The organism is Amycolatopsis kentuckyensis (genome assembly GCF_041679295.1).
GTDB classification, from domain to species: Bacteria; Actinomycetota; Actinomycetes; order Mycobacteriales; family Pseudonocardiaceae; genus Amycolatopsis; species Amycolatopsis kentuckyensis_A.
Map to the genome: position 1 here is coordinate 733,115 of NZ_JBGDMD010000002.1, position 20,654 is coordinate 753,768.

19 protein-coding genes and 1 tRNA gene are annotated in these 20,654 nt (G+C 71.6%); 6 read left to right on the forward strand and 14 right to left on the reverse strand.

What is annotated here, in order from left to right; translation table 11 throughout:
* Positions 1-2: 2 nt before the first annotated feature.
* The 4 genes from ACERZO_RS09665 to ACERZO_RS09680 form a co-directional block, all read right to left on the reverse strand.
* Positions 3-545 (reverse strand): hypothetical protein, encoded by a 543-nt coding sequence (locus ACERZO_RS09665; protein ID WP_372664189.1) that lies wholly within the window; start codon positions 543-545, stop codon positions 3-5.
* Between the two features lie 192 nt (positions 546-737).
* Positions 738-920 carry a hypothetical protein gene (locus ACERZO_RS09670; protein WP_372664190.1) on the reverse strand — a complete coding sequence of 61 codons (183 nt, stop codon included), beginning with the start codon at positions 918-920 and terminating at the stop codon, positions 738-740.
* A gap of 135 nt (positions 921-1,055) precedes the next feature.
* Positions 1,056-1,943: a hypothetical protein gene (locus ACERZO_RS09675; RefSeq protein WP_372664191.1), complete on the reverse strand. Its 888-nt coding sequence runs from the start codon at positions 1,941-1,943 to the stop codon at positions 1,056-1,058.
* 49 nt (positions 1,944-1,992) lie between these two features.
* A complete protein-coding gene (locus ACERZO_RS09680; protein WP_372664192.1) occupies positions 1,993-2,883 on the reverse strand; it encodes an AraC family transcriptional regulator in 891 nt (296 codons plus the stop codon).
* 140 nt (positions 2,884-3,023) lie between these two features.
* On the opposite strand from ACERZO_RS09680, the gene ACERZO_RS09685 reads away from it, so the two are divergent.
* Positions 3,024-4,106 carry an aldo/keto reductase gene (locus tag ACERZO_RS09685; RefSeq protein WP_372664193.1) on the forward strand — a complete coding sequence of 361 codons (1,083 nt, stop codon included), beginning with the start codon at positions 3,024-3,026 and terminating at the stop codon, positions 4,104-4,106.
* Here the strand turns inward: ACERZO_RS09685 and ACERZO_RS09690 are convergent.
* Positions 4,100-5,020 carry a helix-turn-helix domain-containing protein gene (locus ACERZO_RS09690; protein ID WP_372664194.1) on the reverse strand — a complete coding sequence of 307 codons (921 nt, stop codon included), beginning with the start codon at positions 5,018-5,020 and terminating at the stop codon, positions 4,100-4,102. The genes ACERZO_RS09685 and ACERZO_RS09690 overlap by 7 nt on opposite strands.
* A 70-nt stretch (positions 5,021-5,090) precedes the next feature.
* On the opposite strand from ACERZO_RS09690, the gene ACERZO_RS09695 reads away from it, so the two are divergent.
* Entirely contained in the window at positions 5,091-6,038 is a 948-nt protein-coding gene (locus ACERZO_RS09695) for a saccharopine dehydrogenase NADP-binding domain-containing protein (RefSeq protein ID WP_372664195.1), read from the forward strand.
* On the opposite strand, the gene ACERZO_RS09700 is transcribed toward ACERZO_RS09695, so the two are convergent.
* Entirely contained in the window at positions 6,031-6,957 is a 927-nt protein-coding gene (locus ACERZO_RS09700) for an AraC family transcriptional regulator (protein WP_372664196.1), read from the reverse strand. The two genes, ACERZO_RS09695 and ACERZO_RS09700, sit on opposite strands and share 8 nt — an antisense overlap.
* Before the next feature lie 84 nt (positions 6,958-7,041).
* Between ACERZO_RS09700 and ACERZO_RS09705 the strand changes: the two genes are divergently transcribed.
* Positions 7,042-7,893, forward strand: coding sequence for an NAD(P)H-binding protein (locus ACERZO_RS09705; RefSeq protein ID WP_372664197.1), 852 nt, complete (start codon positions 7,042-7,044; stop codon positions 7,891-7,893).
* A gap of 181 nt (positions 7,894-8,074) precedes the next feature.
* Here the strand turns inward: ACERZO_RS09705 and ACERZO_RS09710 are convergent.
* A tRNA-Leu gene (locus tag ACERZO_RS09710) sits at positions 8,075-8,148 on the reverse strand.
* A 97-nt stretch (positions 8,149-8,245) separates the two neighbouring features.
* Between ACERZO_RS09710 and ACERZO_RS09715 the strand changes: the two genes are divergently transcribed.
* The gene (locus tag ACERZO_RS09715; protein ID WP_364452623.1) at positions 8,246-8,467 is read left to right on the forward strand and encodes a DUF3618 domain-containing protein; all 222 of its coding nucleotides are present in this window, start codon (positions 8,246-8,248) and stop codon (positions 8,465-8,467) included.
* A 6-nt stretch (positions 8,468-8,473) separates the two neighbouring features.
* Here ACERZO_RS09715 and ACERZO_RS09720 read toward each other — a convergent pair whose 3' ends face one another.
* Positions 8,474-8,899, reverse strand: a complete 426-nt coding sequence (locus tag ACERZO_RS09720) for a hypothetical protein (RefSeq protein WP_372664198.1) — start codon at positions 8,897-8,899, stop codon at positions 8,474-8,476.
* A 205-nt stretch (positions 8,900-9,104) separates the two neighbouring features.
* Entirely contained in the window at positions 9,105-9,662 is a 558-nt protein-coding gene (locus tag ACERZO_RS09725; RefSeq protein ID WP_372664600.1) for a TetR/AcrR family transcriptional regulator, read from the reverse strand.
* 122 nt (positions 9,663-9,784) lie between these two features.
* Between ACERZO_RS09725 and ACERZO_RS09730 the strand changes: the two genes are divergently transcribed.
* A complete protein-coding gene (locus tag ACERZO_RS09730) occupies positions 9,785-11,242 on the forward strand; it encodes a flavin-containing monooxygenase (RefSeq protein ID WP_372664199.1) in 1,458 nt (485 codons plus the stop codon).
* A gap of 50 nt (positions 11,243-11,292) precedes the next feature.
* Here the strand turns inward: ACERZO_RS09730 and ACERZO_RS09735 are convergent, their stop codons facing one another.
* From ACERZO_RS09735 to ACERZO_RS09745, 3 genes are all read right to left on the reverse strand, one after another.
* Positions 11,293-11,763 (reverse strand): helix-turn-helix domain-containing protein, encoded by a 471-nt coding sequence (locus ACERZO_RS09735; RefSeq protein WP_372664200.1) that lies wholly within the window; start codon positions 11,761-11,763, stop codon positions 11,293-11,295.
* 240 nt (positions 11,764-12,003) lie between these two features.
* Positions 12,004-13,665 (reverse strand): LCP family protein, encoded by a 1,662-nt coding sequence (locus ACERZO_RS09740; protein WP_444843217.1) that lies wholly within the window; start codon positions 13,663-13,665, stop codon positions 12,004-12,006.
* Positions 13,666-13,808: 143 nt separating this feature from the next.
* Complete coding sequence (locus tag ACERZO_RS09745) at positions 13,809-15,962, reverse strand: phospholipase A2 (RefSeq protein ID WP_372664201.1); 2,154 nt, start codon at positions 15,960-15,962, stop codon at positions 13,809-13,811.
* Between the two features lie 163 nt (positions 15,963-16,125).
* Here ACERZO_RS09745 and ACERZO_RS09750 point away from each other — a divergent pair, with 163 nt between their 5' ends.
* On the forward strand, positions 16,126-16,995 hold the full coding sequence (locus tag ACERZO_RS09750) for a hypothetical protein (protein ID WP_372664202.1): 870 nt from the start codon (positions 16,126-16,128) through the stop codon (positions 16,993-16,995).
* A 498-nt stretch (positions 16,996-17,493) separates the two neighbouring features.
* Here the strand turns inward: ACERZO_RS09750 and ACERZO_RS09755 are convergent, their stop codons facing one another.
* Positions 17,494-18,732 carry a GGDEF domain-containing protein gene (locus ACERZO_RS09755; RefSeq protein ID WP_372664602.1) on the reverse strand — a complete coding sequence of 413 codons (1,239 nt, stop codon included), beginning with the start codon at positions 18,730-18,732 and terminating at the stop codon, positions 17,494-17,496.
* 486 nt (positions 18,733-19,218) lie between these two features.
* Positions 19,219-20,433, reverse strand: a complete 1,215-nt coding sequence (locus ACERZO_RS09760) for an MFS transporter (protein WP_372664203.1) — start codon at positions 20,431-20,433, stop codon at positions 19,219-19,221.
* Between the last annotated feature and the right edge of the window lie 221 nt (positions 20,434-20,654).

Below are 20,654 nucleotides of genomic sequence, written 5' to 3' on the forward strand. Positions count from 1 at the left end.
CGTCAGGCCGGGCCGCAGTAGGTGACTGCGGCGGGCTCCGTCGCGCTCGGGCGGATCTGCAGGCGCAGCTGGGCCGGCTCCTGCGGGACCGCGAACGCCAGGGTGACGTGCACCGAACGGCCCGGCAGCACGTCCTTGCCCGCGTCCGCGATGCCGGTGAACCCCTGCGTCGTGTCCACGACCTGCTTGACCGGGCTGCCCGACGACGTCGCGGTGACCGTGAGGCCCGAGAGCTTGTACGTCGTCGCGCCGTCGTTCGTCAGCTCGACGTCGAACGCCGCGCCGCGGGGGCTGCGCGGGTACGCCGAGACGCTGGGCTGGAACGACTTGGGCGAGCCGACCGAGATGGTGAGGCCGCTGGCGAACCGGTGGTCGGCGCCGAACTTGAGGTCGTTGCCCGCCTGCGATGCCGACGCTCCCGCACCCGCCGGCGAGCCCGCGCCGAGGGCCGCGGTGCCGTCCTGCGCCGAAGGGACCCCGCACGCCACCGCCAGGGAAAGCAGTCCTGTGGTGAACATGATCTTGCACGTGCGCGCGAGCGCCATCGCGGGTACTCCAGTCGGCGGGTCGGGGGTGCCGTTCGGCAACGGGGCGTGCCGGGCGAACCCGCTCCACTCTGGCCGTGATCGCGCGGGGTTACGAGGAAACACAGGGGGTTGTCGCGCACCTGGTGCCGCCCCGTGGCCAATCCGTGACCGGAACGGCACGGGTGGTGACAATCACCACCGACATGCCACTTAAACCGCGAGCGCGAACAGCAGGATGAAGATCGCCACGCCGGCCACCCACGCGGCCATCAGCCAGCCGAAATCGCGGACCGGGTCCACCGCGCGGCTCTCCTCGCCGGGCACGTAGACGCCGCGTTCCTCGAACCAGTCGGCCCAGCGGGCGAACCAGCTCAACGGGTTGCGCGACGTCATGCTTCACCTCCGAGGCAGCTGCGTCCCGTCACAGTACGGGTTCAGCCGGGCACACCATAAGGGACGTGACCGGTCACCGCCGGTAACTTCGATGTGCCACGGCCGAGTGAAGCTCGACACCGCTCGTGTAGAAGCTCAGACGGCTCCGTTGCGCTGCAGGATCGACACCGCCCGGACAGTCGCATAACCGCGCCATTCGAGCTCGGCGGCGGGCGAATAACTGGCGAAGTCGACGCGCCAGCCGCCGTCGTCCTGCTGCTGCTCGGCGAGCCGCCGCAGCTCCGCTTCGACGACGGAGTCCGCGAACAACGCGCGGGCCGGGCGGTCCGGCAGCGGCGCGAAGTCCAGCGCGCGCAGGGTTTCCCCCTCCGAACCGCCGGCCACCGGGACCAAGCCGTCGGGCGAGACGTACGCGGCCAGCCGGTCCAGCAGCGGGGCGGCCTCGGCGTGGAAGTCGTGCGCCGCGTCCACCACGCCCACCGCGAACGACAGCGCGATCGCGTGCGGTGCTTCGGAAAGCGCGCGGATCTCGCGGAAGCAGTATTCGGTCGCCGCGGCGAGCCACGGGTGGTCGCGCACCGCGCGGTCGTGGCGGGCGACGCGCAGGGCGACACCGGCGGCGAACGCCGTGCTCTGCAGCGTCGCCTCCTTCGGGTCGGCCTGGACCCAGAAGGGCGCGCAGCCCGCCGGGTCCGCCACGGGCAGGGCGAAGGGCAGGCCGCCGTCCGGGGTCGACACCGAGGCCAGCCAGTCGCACAGCCGCGCGGCGTGCGGGGTGGTGTCCGGGCCGAGCTCTTCGAAGACCTCGAAGGCGTGCAGCGCGCCGCCGGGCTGGCTTTCCGGCGCTCGCAGGTCGGGCTCGAGGCCCCAGCCGTAGCCCCCGTCGGGGTTGCGGTAGCCGTCGACGGCGGCCAGCACGGCGTCGGCGTGGGTTTCGCCGCGGAGCAGTTCGAAGCGGCGTCGGTCGAGGAGCCGGGCGTGCGTCGCCATGAACGACGCCGCCGCGGAAAGGTTCACAGCCATGCGCTCAGCGTGGCACCGGCGCGGACGCGGGTCTTGAACGGATCGGACGTCACGGCAGCTGCGGCCCCGGGGCGGCCGCCGCGCGCAGCCGGGCGGCGTCCTGGCCGGGCGGGGCGCCGAAGAGGCGGCGGTACTCGCGGTTGAACTGCGACGGGCTGTCGTAGCCGACGAGGTGCCCGACGCCGGCGACGTCACCCGCGTCGGCCAGCAGCAGCGAGCGAGCCTCCTGCAGGCGGATGCGCTTCTGGAACTGCAGCGGGCTCATCGCCGTGACCGCGCGGAAGTGCCGGTGGAACGCCGACGGGCTCAGCCCGCTCAGCCGCGCGAGCTCGTCGATCCGCATCGGCTCGGCGAAGTTCTCGCGGATCCACCGGATCGCGCGGCCGACGTGGGCGAGCCCGCTGTCGGCCAGGCCGATCTGCCGGACCAGGCCGCCGTGCGGGCCGGTCAGCAGCCGCCAGAGGATCTCGCGCTCGATCAGCGGGGCGAGCACGGGCGCGTCGGCGGGGTGGCCGACGAGCCGCACCAGCCGGACGACGGCGTCGAGCAGCTCGGGGCTCGCGTCCCCGGTCGCGATCGGCGACGGCGGCGGCGTGCGCGGGAACCGGCCCGGTGGGGCTTCGAGCAGCAGCGGGGCGATGGCCGCGGGCCGCAGTGCCAGGCCGACGCCCAGCGCCGGCGTCTGCGGCGTCGCGCCGAGGAAGTGGCCGGTCACCGGCAGGTCGGTGCTGACCAGCAGGTACTGCCCGGCGCGGTAGGTGTGCACCTGCTCGCCGAGCAGCAGGCGCTTGCCGCCCTGGGCCAGCACCACCAGGAGCGGCTCGGCCAGCGAGTGGTGCGGCTCGCTGGTGTCCACTTCGGACAGCAGCAGCCCCGGGATCGGCGTGCGCAGGTCGGCGCGCGCGTGGGCGGCGACGAGGTCGCGGAGCTCGGTCAGCACTCCTCCAGGGAAGCACGCCCGCTTGCCGACGACAATCCAGGTTGCGCGGATCGTGCAAGAGCCCGCGTCGAACGATCTACCGCTGAACTGGGTGTTCGCGGTTTCCTGGTGGTGCCAATCCGACACCGGAGGAGAGTTCCATGCCACTCGACCACTACGTCACCCTCGGCCGGTCCGGGCTGCGCGTCAGCCCGTTCGCGCTCGGCGCGATGACCTTCGGCGAGGACCCCGGCGGCGCCGGCTGCAGCGTCGAGGAGTCCGAGAAGATCCTCGCGACCTACCTCGACCTCGGCGGGAACTTCGTCGACACGGCCAACTTCTACACGAACGGCCACTCGGAGAAGATCCTCGGCGACTTCTTCGCGGCTCGCCCCGGCCTGCGCTCGCGGGTGGTGCTGGCGTCGAAGTTCTTCGGCAACATGTTCCCGGGCGACCCCAACGGCGGCGGCGCGGGGCGCGCGTCGATCATCGCCCAGCTCGACGAGTCGCTGCGCCGGCTGCGGACCGATCACCTCGACCTGTACTGGCTGCACAACTGGGACCGGCACACGCCGATCGAGGAGACGCTGCGGACCCTCGACGACCTCGTGCGCGCGGGCAAGATCCGTTACGTCGGCTTCTCGAACACCCCGGCGTGGGTCACGGCGCAGGCCCAGACGACGGCGTTGCTGCGGGGCTGGACGCCGCTGGTCGCGCTGCAGGTCGAGTACTCGCTGCTGGCGCGGACGGTGGAGGGGGAGCTGGCGCCGTTCGCGCTGGACCAGGGCATCGCGCTGACGCCGTGGAGCCCGCTGAAGAACGGCTTCCTGTCGGGCAAGTACCGGCGCGGCTCGTCGGCACCGGATTCCGCCCGCGCGGCGTTCGTGGGCGGCCCGTCGGAAGCGGAGTACGCGGTGATCGATCTCGTCGCGGAGATCGCTTCGGAGCTGGAGACGACGTCGGCGGCGGTTTCCCTGGCGTGGCTGCGGGCGCGGCCGGGCACGGTGGTCCCGATCGTCGGCGCGCGGCGGCTGGAGCACCTGACGGGCAACCTGGCAGGTCTGGACGTCACGTTGTCGGCGTCGCACCTGGCCCGGCTGGACGAGGTTTCGAAGCCGACGCTGGACTACCCGGCCCCGATGCACGGCGCCCAGCGGGCGATGCTGCAGTTCGCGGGCGCGACGGTCGACGGCGAACCGTCCACTGTGTACCCGCCGCTGTTGCAGAGCGACGTGCGCTACTGACCGCGGAAGGTGCGCCGGTAGGTGTCCGGGGGCACGCCCACCGTCCGGTTGAAGTGCCGGCGCAACGTCGTCGCCGTGCCCATCCCGACCGCGGCCGCGATCGTCTCCACCGGTGAATCCGTGTTCTCCAGCAGCTCCTGCGCCCGCCGGATTCGCTGGGTCAGCAGCCACTGCAACGGTGTCGTGCCCGTTGCCGCGTGGAAGTGGCGCGTCAGGTGGCGGGTGCTCACCTTCGCCTGGCGGGCCAGGTCCTCCACCGTCAACGGCCGGTCGAGGCGCGCGGTGATCCACGGGAGGAGCGCCGCCAGGGGGTGGTCGTCGCGGGGCGGGACCGGTGTGGCCACGTACTGGGCCTGGCCGCCCGCTCGGTGCGGGGGCACCACCAGGCGGCGAGCGACCGCGTTGGCCGCCGCCGGGCCGTGGTCGGCGCGGAGCAGGTGCAGGCACAGGTCCATCGCCGCCGCCTTGCCCGCCGAGGTCAGCACGCTGCCGTTGTCGACGTACAGCACGTCCGGGTCCACCGTCACCCGCGGGAAGCGGGCGGCGAGGACGTCGGTGTGCGCCCAGTGCGTCGTCGCGCGGAGGCCGTCGAGCAGGCCGGCCGCGGCGAGCACGAACGCGCCCGTGCAGAGGGACGCCACCCGCGCGCCCGCCGCGTGGGCCGCCCGCACGGCCTCGACCAGGTCGGTGGGCGGGTCGGCGTCGACGTCCGCCCAGCCGGGCACGAGCACCGTGCCCGCGCGCGCCAGCCGGTCGAGGCCGGCGTCGGGCTCCAGGAGGAACCGGCCGACGCGGACCGGCGCCGAGCCGCAGACGGCGAAGTCGTACCGGGGGTCGTCGCCGAACACCTCGGTCGCGATCGTCAGCTCGAACGACAGCATCCCGTCGGTGGCGGCGAGCGCGACAGCGTGCATGTCCGAAAGTGTACGCAGCGCGGCGTTCCGGACACTGTCGCAAGCGGAAAACGACCGCGAGGATTGCCGCATGACTTCGGTACTGGTTTACGGCGCTTACGGACACACCGGCCGATTCGTGGTGGCCGAGCTGCGCAAACGCGGCTTCACCCCGGTCCTTTCCGGCCGTGACGCGGCGAAGCTCCCGGGCGGACGGCCGGCGCCGGTCGACGACCCGGCGTCGCTCGTCCGCGCGCTGGAGGGTGTCGCCGCGGTGCTCAACTGCGCCGGCCCGTTCGCCGCGACGGCGCGCCCGCTGATCGAGGCGGCGGCGCGCGCCGGCGTGCCGTACGTGGATGTCGCGGCCGAGATCGAGGCCAACCTCGACACGTTCGCGCTGGCCGTCGACACAGTGGTGGTGCCCGCGATGGCGTTCTTCGGCGGCTTGGCCGACCTGCTGGCGACGGCGGCGATGGGCGGCTGGCCGGCGGCCGACGAGGTCCACGTGGCGTACGGGCTGAGCGGCTGGCACCCGACGCCCGGCACGCTCAAAGCGGGCCGGGTGTCCCGGGAACGTCGTGGCGGCAAGCGCATCCGTTTCGCGGGTGGCCGCCTGGAGCACCGCGAGGACGCACTGCCGTCGCTGGAGTGGACGTTCCCGGAGCCGCTGGGCACCAAGCAGGTGCTCGGCGAGTTCTCGATGGCGGACATCGTGACGATCCCGAGCCACCTGAAGGTCACCGACGTCACCAGCTACCTGACGACCGACGCGGCAAACGGCCTGGCGGCAGCGAACGAGCGCGACACGGCGGAGACGTTCGTGGTGGAGGTGCTGGTCCGCGCGGGAGGCGAGGAGCGCCGGGCGATCGCCCGAGGCGAGGACATCTACGCGGTCAGCGCGCCGCTGGCGGTGGAAGCGGTGGAGCGGATCCTGAGTGGACGGACAACGGCGACGGGAGTCGCGTCGGCAGGAGAGATCTTCGACGCGCCCGACTTCCTCAAGGCCCTCCACCCGCACATCGCGGTCGAGCTCAGCTGAGCTCGGCACTGCGGTAGCCACCGGGCGTGGTGGCGTACTCGCGCCGAAAGGCTTTGGAGAAGGCGAAAGCCGACCCATACCCGACGGCCGCGGCAACTTGCGCAACCGGCCGATCGGACTCGCGGAGCAGCTGCGCGGCGGTGGTCATCCGCCACCGGGTGAGATAGGTGAGCGGCGGCTCGCCGACCAGCGAGGTGAACCGCCGGGCGAAGGCGGCCCGCGAGAGCCCGGCGGCAGCACCGAGCTGCTCGACGGTCCAGGCGCGAGCGGGATCGCCGTGAATGGCGGCCAGCGCCCGCGCGGTGACGGGATCGGCGAGCGCACCCGACCACCCGGCCGCACCGGCGGTCTCGTGCAGCCAGGCCCGCAACATGTAGACGAGCAGGGCATCGACGAGCGAGGGAGCAACAACGGCGGCACCGGGAGGACGCGCGGCAAGCTCGTCACCGAGAAGCTGGACCATCGCCCGCAACCCGGGGTGCCGACCGGGCACAGCAGGCAGGTGCACGACCTCGGGCAGGTCCCGCAGAAGAGGGTGCGGCCGGTGCCGACGCAGCCGATAGGCACCACAGACGACGGTGGCGCGAGCACCAGGACCAGGTAGCGAAACACGCCCGAAGGGCGTGGCGGCAGAGGGCCGAGCAGGCCGAAAGTCGATCAGGGGAGTACCGGGCGCCGAGGCCATGGCGTGCGGAACACCACGCCCGAGCAGAACAACATCACCGGGACCGAGTTCAACGGGCTCGAAGTCGGCACAACCGGGCAGCGGCGTGAGCCAAGAGGTGCCCTGCAGAACAACGTGGAAGGAAGCACCGGTGGTGTGATCGAAGCGAAGCCCCCAGGGAGCATGCGCCTCGGTATGAGCGGCAACAGGAGTACCGGCCCGCAGGGCACCAAGCACATCGGCAAGCACATCCATGGCTCCAAGGTAGCAAGACGATCAGACAACGCAACGCGCGTTTGAGCCATTCACCGTCTCGCCAACGGTCTTTAGTTTGAAGTAATGACAGTGTGGATCGAAGGCGCAACAGGCAAGGCCGGAAGACGAGTGGTGGAGGCCTTGACGGCGGCAGGAGTACCGGTCCGAGCGGCAAGCCGCCACCCCGGCAAAGCAAAGGGCTCGGTAATCCCGGTCCGCTTCGACTGGTACGACGAAGCAACGTGGGCGCCGGCGGTCGGAGACGCGGAGTCGGTGTTCCTGAAGGGACTGGACAGCAACGACGAGGCGGCGGCAGTCATCGAGAAGTTCCTTGCGAAGGCGAGGTCGGTGAGCCGGGTGGTGCTGATGTCGGCGGTGGGCGTCGACAAGACCCCAGAGGAGGCACCGCGCCGAGCGGTCGAGCTGGCGGCGGAGCGTTCGGGCAGGAGCTGGACGATCTTGCGCCCGAGCTGGTTCTTGCAGAACTTCGACGAGGACGAGTGGGTGTTCGCAAGGGCGTTGCGGGAGAGGAACGAGCTGTACGCGGGAAGCGGCTCGAGCAGGGTGGGCTTCACGGACACAAGGGACCTGGCAGAAGCGGCGGTCACGGTCTTGACGGAGGAGGGCCACGAGGGGCGGGGCTACACGATCACGGGCCCGGACCAGCTGACGTTCGGAGAGATGGCGGAGCTGCTGGCGAAGACATCGGACCGCCCGATCCACCACGTGGACGCAACACCGGAGCAGCACCGGGAGCACTTCGCAAAATCAGGACGCCCGGAGGCCTGGATAAACCACATGCTGCACCTGTTCAAGCTGGTAAGGGCAGGAGTCTTCACCCCGACAACGAAGGACTTCGAGCACCTGACGGGAAGAAGGCCCCGCACAGCGAAGGCGTACGCCGAAGAGAACTGGCAGCCAGGAACACAAAGCTGACCCCGCAAGCGAAGCGGGGGCCAGGGGCGAAGCCCCGGAGAAGGGGTCCGGGGCGAAGCCCCGGGGAGGGGGTCCGGGGGCGAAGCCCGCCGGGCGGGGTCTGGGGGTTGCACCCCCAGAGGACACGACGAAATGAAGCCCGGCGCAGGCAGCGAAGCGCCGAGCAAGGAAGCGGAATGCGTGGGCCCGGAGAGACTCGAACTCTCACTGGCATGGACCTAAACCATGTGCCTCTGCCAATTGGGCTACGGGCCCGTTGCAGTTGGCAGCGTAGCGTGCGGCGTGGCCGGTGTGGTGGTTGCGGGGCGGTCGTCTAAGTTGGGTGGGGTAGTTGTTGTGGCGAGGAGGACATGTGGCTCGCGATCCGGAGACGATCGAGCGTGAGATCGAGCAGGCCAGGACCGCTTTGGCGGCGACGCTTGATCAGCTGACCGTCAAGGCGGACCCGAAGAAGCTCGCGGATGCGGCGCAGCGTGGGGTGCGCGCGAAGCTGGACAACCCGAAGGTGAAGTACCCGTTGATCGGTGGCGGGATCCTCGTGTTGGTCTTGCTGGTGCGCAAGCTGCTGAAGTAGCGCGGGTCAGGCGCGGGCCTGCTCCGCTGTCTTCTCGGCGGTGGTGGCGGGCTCGGCTGCCGGCTTGCTTTCCTCGACTGCTTTGGGGAGTTGTTTGCTCGGGGGCAGCGCCGGCTTGTTGTCGGTCGCGGCCTTCTCGGTGGTCTGCTGCTTGGGGACGCTGCCGGGTGGCGGGACCTCGAGCGGGGGCAGTTTGGGGAGGGTCAGCCGGGCTGTCATGTAGGCCTGGGTGAACTCGAAGGCGCTGCCGTTGAGGAGGTGGACGACGGTGGTCTTGCCGTCGCCGCCGAGTTCCTCGACGAGTTGGTCGGCTCGGTCGCGCGCGGCGATGATGCCGGGTGCTCGTGCGGTGAGCTCTTTGCCCAGGCCGCTGACCGTGATTGCCCAGTCGGCGTCGTCTTGGACGTACGTCGCCGTGATCGCTTCCACCATCTGCCTCACGCCCCTCTTCTCCGCCACCATGCTTTACACAACCGTGACGCCGCCACCGCATTCCCATGACGCGGTATCGGCGCCCCCTCTCGGCTGTGAAAAGTCCAGCACACTTTCTACCGTGTCCTCGACACCGTAGAGCAACTCTGTGTCACACGACACGACAGCGCTGAGTAACGACCGAATGGCCTAATGCACTTGCATCCTACCGTGCACGGTGCTGGAGGCCGCTCCACAGCACGTCCATGGCGTATTCGGTGGCCGTTTCGGGGCTCACTTCGTCGTGTCGTTCGCACCAGATCGCGAGCCGTTCGCAGGCTCCGACCACGAATTCCGCGGCTGCTTCGGCTCGCAGGTCGTCGCCGCTGTCGAAGTGGCCGCTCATCAGGGCGGCGATGAGGTCGGTCTGCTGGCGGCGGGTCTCTTCGACCTCGTCGGCGGCCGGCGTGCCGATCAGGGCCATCTCGTGCCGCAGGAGCGACCACGCCTGGCGTCGCTCGCGGATGAAGACGAAGAAGGCCAGCAGGCCGCGGCGCAGGGCGTCCTCGGCGGTGGCCGCGCCGACGGTCGCTTGCTCGGTGACCTCGCGCAGGACCGAGCGCGACTCGCGGATGCAGGCCAGGAGGAGGCCTTCCTTCGAGTTGAAGTACTCGTAGAGCATCGGCTTGGAGACGCCGACCAGTTCGGCGATCTCGTCCATGGACGCCGCCGCGTAGCCGCGTGCCGAAAAGACCTCTTCGGCGACTTCGACCATCTGCCGCATCCGCTCGGCCCGGGGCATGCGCTTGCGCTTCGCGGTGGTCACGGGTGAGACTCTACCGGTAGTAACCTACTCTGAGTAAGCTGGACGACGAGTAACAGGAAACAGGGCAACCGGGAGGCGCGATGGGCAACCGCACGGAGACCGGGGTCGTCATCGTCGGGACCGGGTTCTCCGGTCTCGGCATGGCGATCCAGCTGCGCAAGGAGGGGCGCGACGACTTCGTCATCCTCGAAAAGGCGCACGACGTCGGCGGCACGTGGCGGGACAACAGCTACCCCGGGTGCGCCTGCGACATCCCGTCGCACATGTACTCGTTCTCCTTCGAGCAGAACCCGGGCTGGTCGCGGGCGTACTCGCCGCAGCCGGAGATCTGGCGGTACATGCGCGAGGTGGCCGACAAGCACGACCTGCGCCGGTTCGTCCGCTTCGGCCAGGAGATGACCGGGGCCCGCTGGGACGCCGACGAGAACCGCTGGCACGTCGCCACGAGGGGCGGCGACGAGTTCGTGGGGGACGCCCTGGTCGCCGGGGTCGGCGCCCTGCACCTGCCGATGATCCCGGAGCTGCCCGGCATCGAGAAGTTCGAGGGCCCGGCCTACCACTCCGCGCGGTGGCGCCACGACGTCGACCTGAAGGGCAAGAAGGTCGCCGTGATCGGCACCGGCGCCAGCGCGGTGCAGTTCGTGCCGAAGATCGCGCCGGAGGTCGAGGAGCTGACGCTGTTCCAGCGCACCCCGCCGTGGATCATGCCGAAGGCCGACCGCGAGATGTCCGGGCGCACCCGCGCGCTGTTCAAGGCGTTCCCGCCGGCCCAGCGCGCCTACCGGAACCTGCTCTACTGGCTGCTCGAAGCGCGCGCGATCGGCTTCAACGGCCAGTCGTGGGTGATGAAGCTCGGGCAGCGCCTGGCCAAGCGCAACATCGACCGCGCGATCGCCGACCCGGCGCTGCGGCGCAAGGTCACCCCGGACTACACCATGGGCTGCAAGCGCGTGCTCATCTCCAACGACTACTACCCGGCGCTGGCCCGGGACAACGTCGACGTCGTGACGGACGGCGTGCGCGAGGTCCGCGAGCACAGCGTCGTGGACGCGGCCGGGGTCGAGCACGAGGCCGACGTCATCGTCTACGGCACCGGCTTCCACGTCACCGACGCCTTCGACGACCTGGAGATCGTCGGCCGCGACGGGCGGAACCTCGGCAAGGAGTGGGCGACCGAGGGGATGCGGACGCACCTCGGGATCACCGTCGCCGGCTTCCCGAACCTGTTCTTCCTCCTCGGCCCGAACACCGGCCTCGGGCACAACTCCGTCGTGTTCATGATCGAGGCCCAGATCTCCTACGTCGCCGAGGCGCTGCGGCTGGCCCGCGGCAAGGCGATCGAGCCCAAGCCCGAGGCGCAGGAGCGGTTCAACGCCGCGATCCAGCGCAAGCTCGCGAAGGGCATCTGGACGCGCGGCGGCTGCAAGAGCTGGTACCTGGACGCGAAGGGCGTCAACCGGACGATCTGGCCGGGCTTCACCTGGCGGTACTGGCTGGACACGCGCAAGGTGCGGCGCGAGGACTTCCTGGTCGGCTGACCCGGACGCGGTCCCCCACCGGCGGAGGAGGCCGGTGGGGGACCGCGGGATCAGCGGGAGGCGTAGCGGCGCAGGCGCGCGATCAGGTCCACGGTCGGCAGCCCGCACAGCTCGGCCATGCGCTCCAGGGCCGGCAGGTCGAGCGCGATCTCGCCGGCGCCGTGCTCGCCGGCCTGGTGCAGCCGGTCATCGGCCCAGCGGCGCAGCGGCAGCAGGTCGTCGGAGGCGTCGGCGACGACCTTGCGCAGGTCGACGCGGACCCGGCCGGGCTCGTCGACGAACACCCGGCGGTGCACCTTGGCCAGCAGGTCCTGGGGCAGCTCGTCCATCGCGACGCACAGCTCGACCAGGCGCACCACGGAGCACTGTCTGGTGCCCAGTTCGTAGGTGGCCAGCGTCTGCAGCGAAATCTCGCTCTGCAGGTGCTGGTTCAGCTCCTTGCGCGTCCAGCCTCGGCTGCGCCTGAGCTTGCGGAGCTCGTCTCCGAGAATCCGCTGATACTCCTCAGCGTCGATCAGCACATCAATGTCCCCTGCCGTGCTCTCCCGCGGCACCCGCACGGTGGTGACAAGTTTCCCGTGCAGGTGCACCCTCACGTGTATGTAAGTGCGCAGGAGCCCGGCCCTTACGCGATTCCGGGCATGTCTTTGATACCGATTGCGCGAGTTAGGCCGAACGGGTTAACAGCAGGTAGCTCAGAACGCAAATTGCAGTTTGCAGACTACGGAAAAGCCTGTGAAGAGGCGGTTTCCGGCCGTCTTTCAGTTGACGCAGGGGACGCCTTCGGCGGTGATCGGCTTGTCCTCGTCGGCGACCGGCGGGGGCGCCGGGGCCTGCGACGTCGCGCCCGCGGCGGCACCGGACCCGGCGCTCGCATTGGAGTTCGTACCCTCGTAGTCGGCGCCGAGGAACACCATCACGTGTCCCGTTTGGACGCTCTTGTCCTCTTGGATCGTCGGCGAGCCGCCGAGGGCGTCGGCGACGGCCTGGCCCTTGTCCTTGCCGCCCTTCGGCACCCAGATCACCGTGGTCTTGCGGGCGGTCGCGTTCGCCGTGTCGCCGGAGGTGAAGCCCTTCGTCTCCAAGGTCTTGGCGACGCTCGCGGCCAGGCCGGTCTTGCCGGAGGCGTTGCGCACGTCGACCGTGGTCGCCTTGTTCGCGGGGTCGGCCTGCTCCGCCGGCGGCGTCGTCGCGCCCGGCTGCGGCCCGGCGAGACCCTGCACGAACTGCTTCACCTCGGCCGGGTCGACCTGGATGGCGACGCCGTCCTCGGGCGTCTTGTACTCGACGTTCTTCACCGGGATCGTGCGGAACTCGAGCTGGCCGCCGGTCAGGCCCTTCATCTGCTGGGCGAACCCGAAGATGTCCCAGTTCTGGTTGAGCACGACCGACTTCTTGATGGCGTCGATCAGGTCGGACAGCTTCGAGGGGTTGGTCAGCGTGCCCGCCGAGAGCACCTTGCGGGCCATGCCCGCCATGAACACCTGCTGGCGGACGACCCGGTCGAGGTCGCCGTTGGGCAGGCCGTGGCGCTGCCGGACGAACTCCAGCGCCTGCACGCCGGAGATCGTGTGCTGGCCCTTGGTGAAGTCCGCGCCGGAGTACTGGTCCTTGACGTTGTTGTTGAGGCAGACGTCGACGCCGCCGATGGCCTTGGTGATGTCGCTGAAGCCCAGCAGGTTGACCGCGGCGTAGTTGTCGATGGTCGACCCGGTGAGCTTCTCGACGGTCTCGATGAGCTCCTTCGCCCCGGCCTGGTTGGCCTTGACGTCGAGTTCCTTCGGGTCGGTGACGCCCTGCTTCTGCAGGTCCTTGCGGGCCGACAGCATCGCGCGGGCGTAGGCGGAGTTGATCTTGTGCTTGCCGAAGCCGCCGGGGATGTCGACGTAGGTGTCGCGGGGCAGCGAGATCGCGACGGCCTTGCTGCCGTCGTTCGGGATGTGCACGAAGATCAGCGAGTCGGTGTTGAGCTCGCCGTCGGAGTCGCCGGCCCGCAGCTCGTCGAGCACCTCGCGCGAGAGCGGGTTGCCCTGGGCGTCGGTGCGGCTGTCCAGGCCGACCAGCAGGATGTCGCGGGCGCCGTCGGCGGGCTTGTCGCCGCCACCGCCGTCGCTGATCACGTTCGCGTAGTTCAGCCCGTTCACCAGGCCCTGCATGGCGGCCCACGCGTACCCGGTCAGGCCCATCACCAGCAGTGACACGACGGCCAGCGCGATCTTCGCGCCGCGGAAGGAGTTGCGGCGGGCGCGCGGGGCGGGTTTCGGCTGGGGCCGGCGGGCCGGCGGAGCGCCGCGGCGCGCGTCCACCGGTTCACGGCGGGGTGCGGGGCGGCGGGGCGGCGGGGTGCCGCGCCGGCCTGGCTCGTCCTGCCAGGGCCGGGCGGGGCGGCGGTCGCCTTGCCCGTTCCGAGGCGGGTGATCCACGCGGGCGACTCCTCACTGCTTCGATCGGTGGTCCTGGGGTTGGGACGCATGGTGCCCTCACCTGGTTGCCGTAGCGTTACACATCCCCCTGTGAATGTGGCACGCACCACCCAGTTTCCCGCATCCGTACGGGTTACGCCTGGTCAGGACGGCACATTCGCCGCCCGCCGGGCCGGCAGCAAGGTGCCCGCGGCCGCGAGCAGGGCGAACCCGGCGGTCCCCGCGTGGAGCGTGACGCCGAGGAGTTCGGACGTGCCGCTGCCGTCGGCGAACAGCAGCGAGGGCGCGCAGGCGAGCGCGGTGGTGAGCCAGGTCCCGGTCGCCGCGCCCGCCCCGAGCCGGATCGTGTGCAGCAGGAACACCCCGAGCAGCAGGTGCACGAGGCTCTGGATCGGGTCCAGCCGCAGGCCCAGCAGGTCGGCGTCGGCGGCCACCCCGCCGAAGCGGGTCAGCGCGAAGCCGAACACGCCGAGCGTCGCGTAACCGATGCCGAACGCCGCCGCGGCCCGGGTCAGGACGACCGTCCGGCGGCCGGGGAGCTCGGCCGCGCGGGGCCGCCGGACGCCGTGGGCGTGCCGCTCGAACCACCAGAACACCAGGGTCGCGGGCACCGCGAGCAGCCCGACCGCGACCAGCGTGCGCGGCCGGACCAGCCAGCTCAGCCCGTCGGCGATCCGGCCGGGCAGGTAGACGACCGCGACCAGCAGCAGCATCCCGGCGAGGAACGCCAGGTAGAGGCTCATCGGCGCGCGCAGGACGAACCGGCACGCGGCGGCGACGCGGGGCCGGTCGCCGAGCCGGGTCAGCGGGCCGGCCACGAGCCCGAGCACGCCGAGCTGGACCAGGCCGAGCAGCAGCACGCCCCACGGCGGGGCCGACAACGCGGCCGGGGCGCCCGGGCTGCCGAGCAGGACGGGTGGCCCGGCCCGCAGGACACTCGCCACGGCGAGGCCCGCGACCCCGGTGGCGGCGGCCGCGGCGAGCAGGCGTCGCGACGGGCGTACGCCGTCGGCGTGCGCGAAGGCGAGTTGCTGGGCGAGGAGCGCGAGGGCGAACGTCGCCGCGAAGCGGGGCAGGGGCGAGCCGATCCAGTTCGCGGTCGCTTCCCCGGCGACGACGACCGCGAGCAGCCCGGCCGCCGCGCTCACCGGGGCCCGGCGGTGCAGGGCCAGCAGCGGCGGCGCGCAGACGATCGTCAGCAGGTAGACGCCGAGCAGCCACAGCGGGTGCAGTGCGATCCGCATGACCGTCGCCGTCGTGCCGGCCGGGATGCCGAGCAGTTCGAGCGCGAGCGGCGTCAGGAGGGCGACGACGGCGAAGATCAGCGCCGGCCGCAGCAGCGGGCTCGCGCGTTCGGCCAGGAAGTGGCGGTAGCCGCCGCCGTGGTCCTGTTCGGCGCGCCAGCCGGCCGCGTTGGCGTGGCCGCCGGCGAAGAAGATCAGCGGGGCGAGCTGGGCGAGCCAGGTCAGCGGCCACAGCGACGCCTCGGGCGCGCCGGCCCAGTGCGCGAGCGCCGTCACCGACTCGCCGACGAGCAGCAGGACGACCCCGCCCGCGCCGAGCAGCGCCCACCGGCTGACTTCGGCGGGGACGGCGGCGGGCGCCGGGACCCGCGGCTCGCGCCGGGCCCGCAGCCAGCCGCGCAGCCGGAACACCAGCAGGCAGGCGATCACGAGCACGCCGGCGACCATCGGGCCGATCGGGTCGCCGACCGGCGGGCCCCAGCGCTGGTGCCACGAGTTGACGACCAGGCCCGCCGAGTAGAGCGTCGCGACGACCCGGCAGGTGCCCGCCGAGTTCATCGGGTTCAGGTCGCAGGCGTGGTGCATGTCGTGGGAGAGCTGGTTGTCGAGCGCTTCGCGGACTTCGGGGCCGAGCGGGTGGCCCTTGCGGTCGGCGTAGCGCAGCAGGTCGTAGCCGAGGTCGTGCGCCTTGCACGGCACGGCGTAGTCCCACTTCGTGTTGTCGTCGCCCCACGGCGTCGAGCAGCCGCCGTCGGTGTGCACGGCGCGGACGGTGCCGTCGCGGGCCGGCAGCGCGCCGGGGGTGACGCCGCTGAGCGCGGTGAAGTCCTTCGGCAGCCGCGCGAGCGCGTCGGGGTGCGGGCCGGGGTGGACGAGCGCCTCGATGGCGTTCTGCGCGGCCAGGACGTCGCCGGTGGGCGGGCCCTGGTCCGGCGGAGCCGGCGGGCGCGAGGCGATCAGGCCGAAGGCGAAGACGACCAGCAGGACCAGCAGCAGCCAGCCGGACGTCGACCAGGGTCGGCGGACACGCGGCGGCTGGGTCGGGGCTGGCATGGTCCCAGGGTGCCAGCCCCGCGTGAGCGGCGACACGGGGATAACCCCCGGGACCGGCGTTGCCCGATCGGGTGGCGCTCGGGGCTGCCCCTTCTTACGTTCCGTCTTCGCTTCGGGCCGGGGAGAATGACGGACGGGGGTGCGGCGACCAGGAGGGCGTGCGGTGGGCTCGCTTGTGGTGCCCGTGGAGAACACGGTGGGCGCGTTGCGCCGGCTCGCTCCCGGTGCGGCGTTGCGCTCGCCGCCCGCCCCGGAGCTGCGGGTGCTGGCGCGGGCGTTGCGGTCTTGTCCGCCGGCGGAGCTGGCCGCGGCGCAGCCGGGTGCGGTGGCGCGGGCGGTGCTGGCCGCGCAGGCGCGGGCGCTCGACCGGGCGATGACGGGCCTGTTCGGCTCGGACGCCCCGGAGGCGGCGCGGCTGGTGCGGGCGGCCCGCTTCAGCGGGCGTGGTGCGGGGTTTTCGCGGGTCCGGGCGGAACCGGGCCTGCGGGCGGCGGCGCTGGGCTGGGCCTCGGCGACGGGCGCCCGGTTGCTGGCCGGCTCGCTGCGGGGCGAGCCGCTGGTGCCGGACGCGGCCGACGGCCGGTTCGCGGCGGAGCTGACGGTGGCGGCGCTGCTGCCGCGGGCGGAGACGGCCGGCGAGGCCGTGGCGTTCGACGGCCGCGGGTCGGGGTTCCTCGAGGCCCGGTCGCTGCGGGTGGGCGACGGCGGCTTCCGGGTCGACGTCCGGGCGGACCCACCGGTGGAGCTGCTGGGCGACGGCGAGGCCCTCACCCTGCGGGCGCTGTGGTGGAACGGCCTCGGCCGGGTGACCGACGACCTGGGCCACGAGTACCTGATCCTGCGGAAGGACCCGGAAGGCACCGGGGTGGTGCGCCACTGGTGCCACCCACGCCCGGCACCGGGGACGAAGGTCCTGAGGCTGGAGTCGGCGGGGTACCGGGGCGAGAGCCTGCGGCTGGGGTCGGCGGCGGCGCACGGGACGTCGGCCGAGGTGCTGGTGAAGCGGGAGTTGACGGTCCGGCTGGGGGCCTAGCGGCGCCGGTCGGCGGCCGGCCGGCTTCCCGTTCCGGCCTCGTGAGAGGTCTTGAATGACTCATTCAGGACCTCCGAAGACCTGAATGAGTCATTCAAGACGTCGGCGACCGGCGGCGGGGCGGCGGGGCGACTGGCGGTGGAGCGGCGTGGCCGCGGGGCTGCGGAGCGACTGGCGGTGGAGCGGTGTGGCCGCGGAGCGACCGGCGGCGTGGCCGCGGAGCGACGGGCAGCAGAGCGGCGGGGCCGCGGGGCCACTGGCGGTGGAGCGGCGTGGCCGCGTGGCCGCGGGCCGCGGGGCGGCGGGGCCACTGGCGGTGGAGCGGCGTGGCCGCGAGGCCGCGGGCCGCGGGGCGGCGGGGCCACTGGCGGTGGAGCGGCGTAGCCGCGGGCCACTGGCGGTGGAGCGGCGTGGCCGCGTGGCCGCGTGGCCGCGGGGCGGCGGGGCCACTGGCGGCGGAGCGGCTTGGCCGCGCGAGTTCGCCAGGCCCGCGGACGCCTAGCGCGGCGTGTTCTCGTCGCTGCCCGGGAGCCCGCCGCCGGGGGTGTCCGGGGCGAAACACACCTGGTCGCGGCCGTTCTCCTTCGCCAGGTACACCGCCGCGTCCGCGGACTGCAGCAGCCGCTCCAGCGTGTCTCCGTGGCGGGGGTGGCGGGCCACGCCGATCGAGGTCGTCCGGTCGGCGATCGTGGCCGGATCGCCGCGCTTGTCCGTTGTCACTATATGCAACTTGGCAATCGCAACACGTATCCGCTCGGCCGCGTCCCACGTCGACTCTTCGTCGATGTCCGGGAGCAGAATGAGGAATTCCTCACCCCCGAAACGGCCGACCAAGTCGCTCGGTCTCGTCACTTCGTCGAGGGTTTGCGCAACCGTGCGGAGCACGTCGTCACCCGCCGGATGTCCATAGGTGTCGTTAATCCACTTGAAGTGGTCGAGATCGACCATCAGCAGTGCCAGTTGATCACCCGATCGAGCGGTGCGTTCGAGTGCCCGCTCGGCCGACTCGGACCAGCCGCGCATGTTGAGAATCCCGGTTTTCGGGTCGGTCCGGACGTCGTTCTGGAGCTGGTCGAGTTCCGCGAGCCGATTGAAGACCACGGTCGCCACCGCCATCACGACGACCAACGGCGGCACGACGGCGAGCAGGATCGCGGTCACCGCGCCCAGGCCGATGGTGACCGCTTCGAGAAGGTTGTCGGCCGGGCTGCCCAGGACGTTACGCAGGGTCGGTTCGGACGAAAGCCCGAGCGCCAGTGCGCCGCCGACGTAGAGGATCTGGATGGCTTCGTACACGAAACCGGTGACGACGACGGTCCCCGCTTCCTGCCAGAAGCCGGCCCAGCCGGACTGCCCGAGCAGGTGTGGTCCGAGCGCCACGTAGGTGAGGTGCGCGACCGCGCCGGCGAGGCCGTGCGTGATCGACGAGAAAATGAAGTTGTGGGCGGGTCGCCGGGCGATGAACCAGTGCTGCGTGCGAATGAGGGAAACGACGAGCAGGGTCAGGGGAACGGGCAGGATCAGCGCCGCGGAAAACGTCCACACGGCGGTCAGGTCGATCAGGACCTTTTTGGTCCGGTTCCGCCGCCGTTCCTCTTGCCGCTGCGTCAGTTGAATGTGGACGGTGGCGCCGACGGCGAGAATTCCGAAATTGATCCAATCGCGGGAGCCGGGGACCGGGGAATGGGCGAAGGAAACCGCGAGTACGGCGACCGCGACGGCTTCCATGCCGAGCATGAACGCGATCAGCACCGGCGGGCGGCGCCAGAGCGCCCAGTTGCGGGGGTGGTACGGGTGGACGCGCCCGGCCGTCCCGGCTGGATCGACGGGCCGGTCTGCGTGCTCGTTCACCGGCGGGCGCCCGGCGGTGTCCCGTGCGGACCCGCCGTCGTCGGCGGACGGGTCGTCGTCTGGTCCGGCATGCAATTGGTCACCTCCTTTCCAGCCTAGCCCCGCACTTGAGTAATCTCATCGGTACCTGCCAGAGTGTTGACGCATTCCGTGCCCGGGTATCATCCTTCAACAACGCCGGGTCGCCGGAACGCGGCTCAATAGGTTGTCGAAGCTTCCCAAGATGGAGGTGGACCAGTGCGTAACCGTGACGCCTGAGTCGACCGCGAATTGCTCGCCGTCCCCCAGCTGAATGTCATTCATGATCTTGCCTGTACGGAGAGGTGGCGACCGATGGCCAACCGTGACGGCTGAAACCCGTGGGATATCCGTTCATGACGACCGCGGCTCCGGTTCCGCTTCGCCGACCCGGCGCCAGGCGACCGCGACCGGGACGGCCAGCAGCAGTCCCACCGCCCCCGCCAGGGCGATGGTCGTGTGCGCGGAACCGAGCCACTGGGCCACGAGCCCGCCGATGCCGACGCCCACACCCTGGGCCACCCGGAGCCCGGTCCGGTAGAGCCCGCCACCGCTGCCGCGGATCTCGTTGGGGATCCACGTGATGAACGTGGCGGTCACCGTGATGACGTACGCGCCGGTCGCGCCGGCCAGCGCGAGCAGGACCAGCGCGACCGCGAGGTTCGGCCGCAGGGCGAACGCCGCGAGCGCGGCCAGCGGCAGCGCGGCCAGCACCCCCAGCAGCCGGCGCCGGTGTTCCGTCGAGACGAACCGCGACAGCAGGAACGTCCCGACGACGAAGCCGAGCGGATCGGCCGCCAGCAGCCAGCCCACCGCCTGGTCGCCCGCGCCCAGCTGCGCGGCGAGCGGTGCGGCGAGGCCCTCCGGGATCACCGCGAGGCCGACGAGCCACGACAGGTAGAGCAGCACCCGGAGCCGTTCGTCGCCGAAAACCTGCCGGACGGCGCCGAACCACGGGGCGCCGCCGTCCCCCGCGGCCGGTCGGCGCAGCACCGCCAGGCGCACCACGACGGCGGCGACGAGGAACGTCAGCGCGTCGATCGCCAGCGCCCACGACGTGCCGACGCCGGTCACCAGCAGGCCGCCGGCGGCGAGGCCGGCCAGCATCGCGGTGTTGTTCGTGATCCCGCGCAGGTCCTGGCTCTGCAGGTAGACGTCGTCGTCGCCGAAGATCTCGCGGCCGAGCGCGTTCTGCGCCGCGTTGCCCGGCGCGTTCGCCAGCCGGGCGAAGACGAAGAGGACGAACAGCCAGCCCATCGGCATCCCGGGCAGGGCCATCAGCCCGATCAGCACGGCCTGCGCGAGCGAGCCGGCCACCAGCACCGCACGGCGCGGGAACCGGTCCGCGAGCTGGGACAACCCGAGCCCGCCGGCGAGCGCGGGCAGGAACGTCAGCGCGTAGACGACGGCCGAGAGCAGCGGCGACCCGGTCCGGTCGAAGATCAGGATGGCCAGCGCGACGATGGTCAGCTGGTCGCCGAGCATCGACTGCGTCTCGGCGAACCACAGCGCGCGGAACTCGCGGTTGGCCAGGACGGCCCGGAGCCGGGGAGTCGCGCGCGTCGTCACCTCGTAACCACCGTCCCCCGATCGAGTGAATGGGTCGTCCGCATTGTGCCTCGTGTGTGACGACCCCGTCCGGGGGAGTCACACCCCTCCGCCCGGAAGCACTGACAGTATGCCGCCGACTACGCGCCGGTGTCTCCGGAACGTCCGGCTCCGTGCCCTTCGGAGCCGATCGGGTTACGCCCTTCGCGGGGGCCCCTGATTGGCCGTGACCGGCTCGCGGG

Coding starts and splice junctions, on each gene's coding strand:
- ACERZO_RS09665 (WP_372664189.1), bottom strand. CDS start 545: ATGGCGCTCGCGCGCACGTGCAAGATCATGTTCACCACAGGACTGCTT.
- ACERZO_RS09670 (WP_372664190.1), bottom strand. CDS start 920: ATGACGTCGCGCAACCCGTTGAGCTGGTTCGCCCGCTGGGCCGACTGG.
- ACERZO_RS09675 (WP_372664191.1), bottom strand. CDS start 1,943: ATGGCTGTGAACCTTTCCGCGGCGGCGTCGTTCATGGCGACGCACGCC.
- ACERZO_RS09685 (WP_372664193.1), top strand. CDS start 3,024: ATGCCACTCGACCACTACGTCACCCTCGGCCGGTCCGGGCTGCGCGTC.
- ACERZO_RS09690 (WP_372664194.1), bottom strand. CDS start 5,020: ATGCACGCTGTCGCGCTCGCCGCCACCGACGGGATGCTGTCGTTCGAG.
- ACERZO_RS09695 (WP_372664195.1), top strand. CDS start 5,091: ATGACTTCGGTACTGGTTTACGGCGCTTACGGACACACCGGCCGATTC.
- ACERZO_RS09700 (WP_372664196.1), bottom strand. CDS start 6,957: ATGGATGTGCTTGCCGATGTGCTTGGTGCCCTGCGGGCCGGTACTCCT.
- ACERZO_RS09705 (WP_372664197.1), top strand. CDS start 7,042: ATGACAGTGTGGATCGAAGGCGCAACAGGCAAGGCCGGAAGACGAGTG.
- ACERZO_RS09720 (WP_372664198.1), bottom strand. CDS start 8,899: ATGGTGGAAGCGATCACGGCGACGTACGTCCAAGACGACGCCGACTGG.
- ACERZO_RS09725 (WP_372664600.1), bottom strand. CDS start 9,662: ATGCGGCAGATGGTCGAAGTCGCCGAAGAGGTCTTTTCGGCACGCGGC.
- ACERZO_RS09730 (WP_372664199.1), top strand. CDS start 9,785: ATGGGCAACCGCACGGAGACCGGGGTCGTCATCGTCGGGACCGGGTTC.
- ACERZO_RS09745 (WP_372664201.1), bottom strand. CDS start 15,962: ATGCCAGCCCCGACCCAGCCGCCGCGTGTCCGCCGACCCTGGTCGACG.
- ACERZO_RS09755 (WP_372664602.1), bottom strand. CDS start 18,732: ATGCTCGGCATGGAAGCCGTCGCGGTCGCCGTACTCGCGGTTTCCTTC.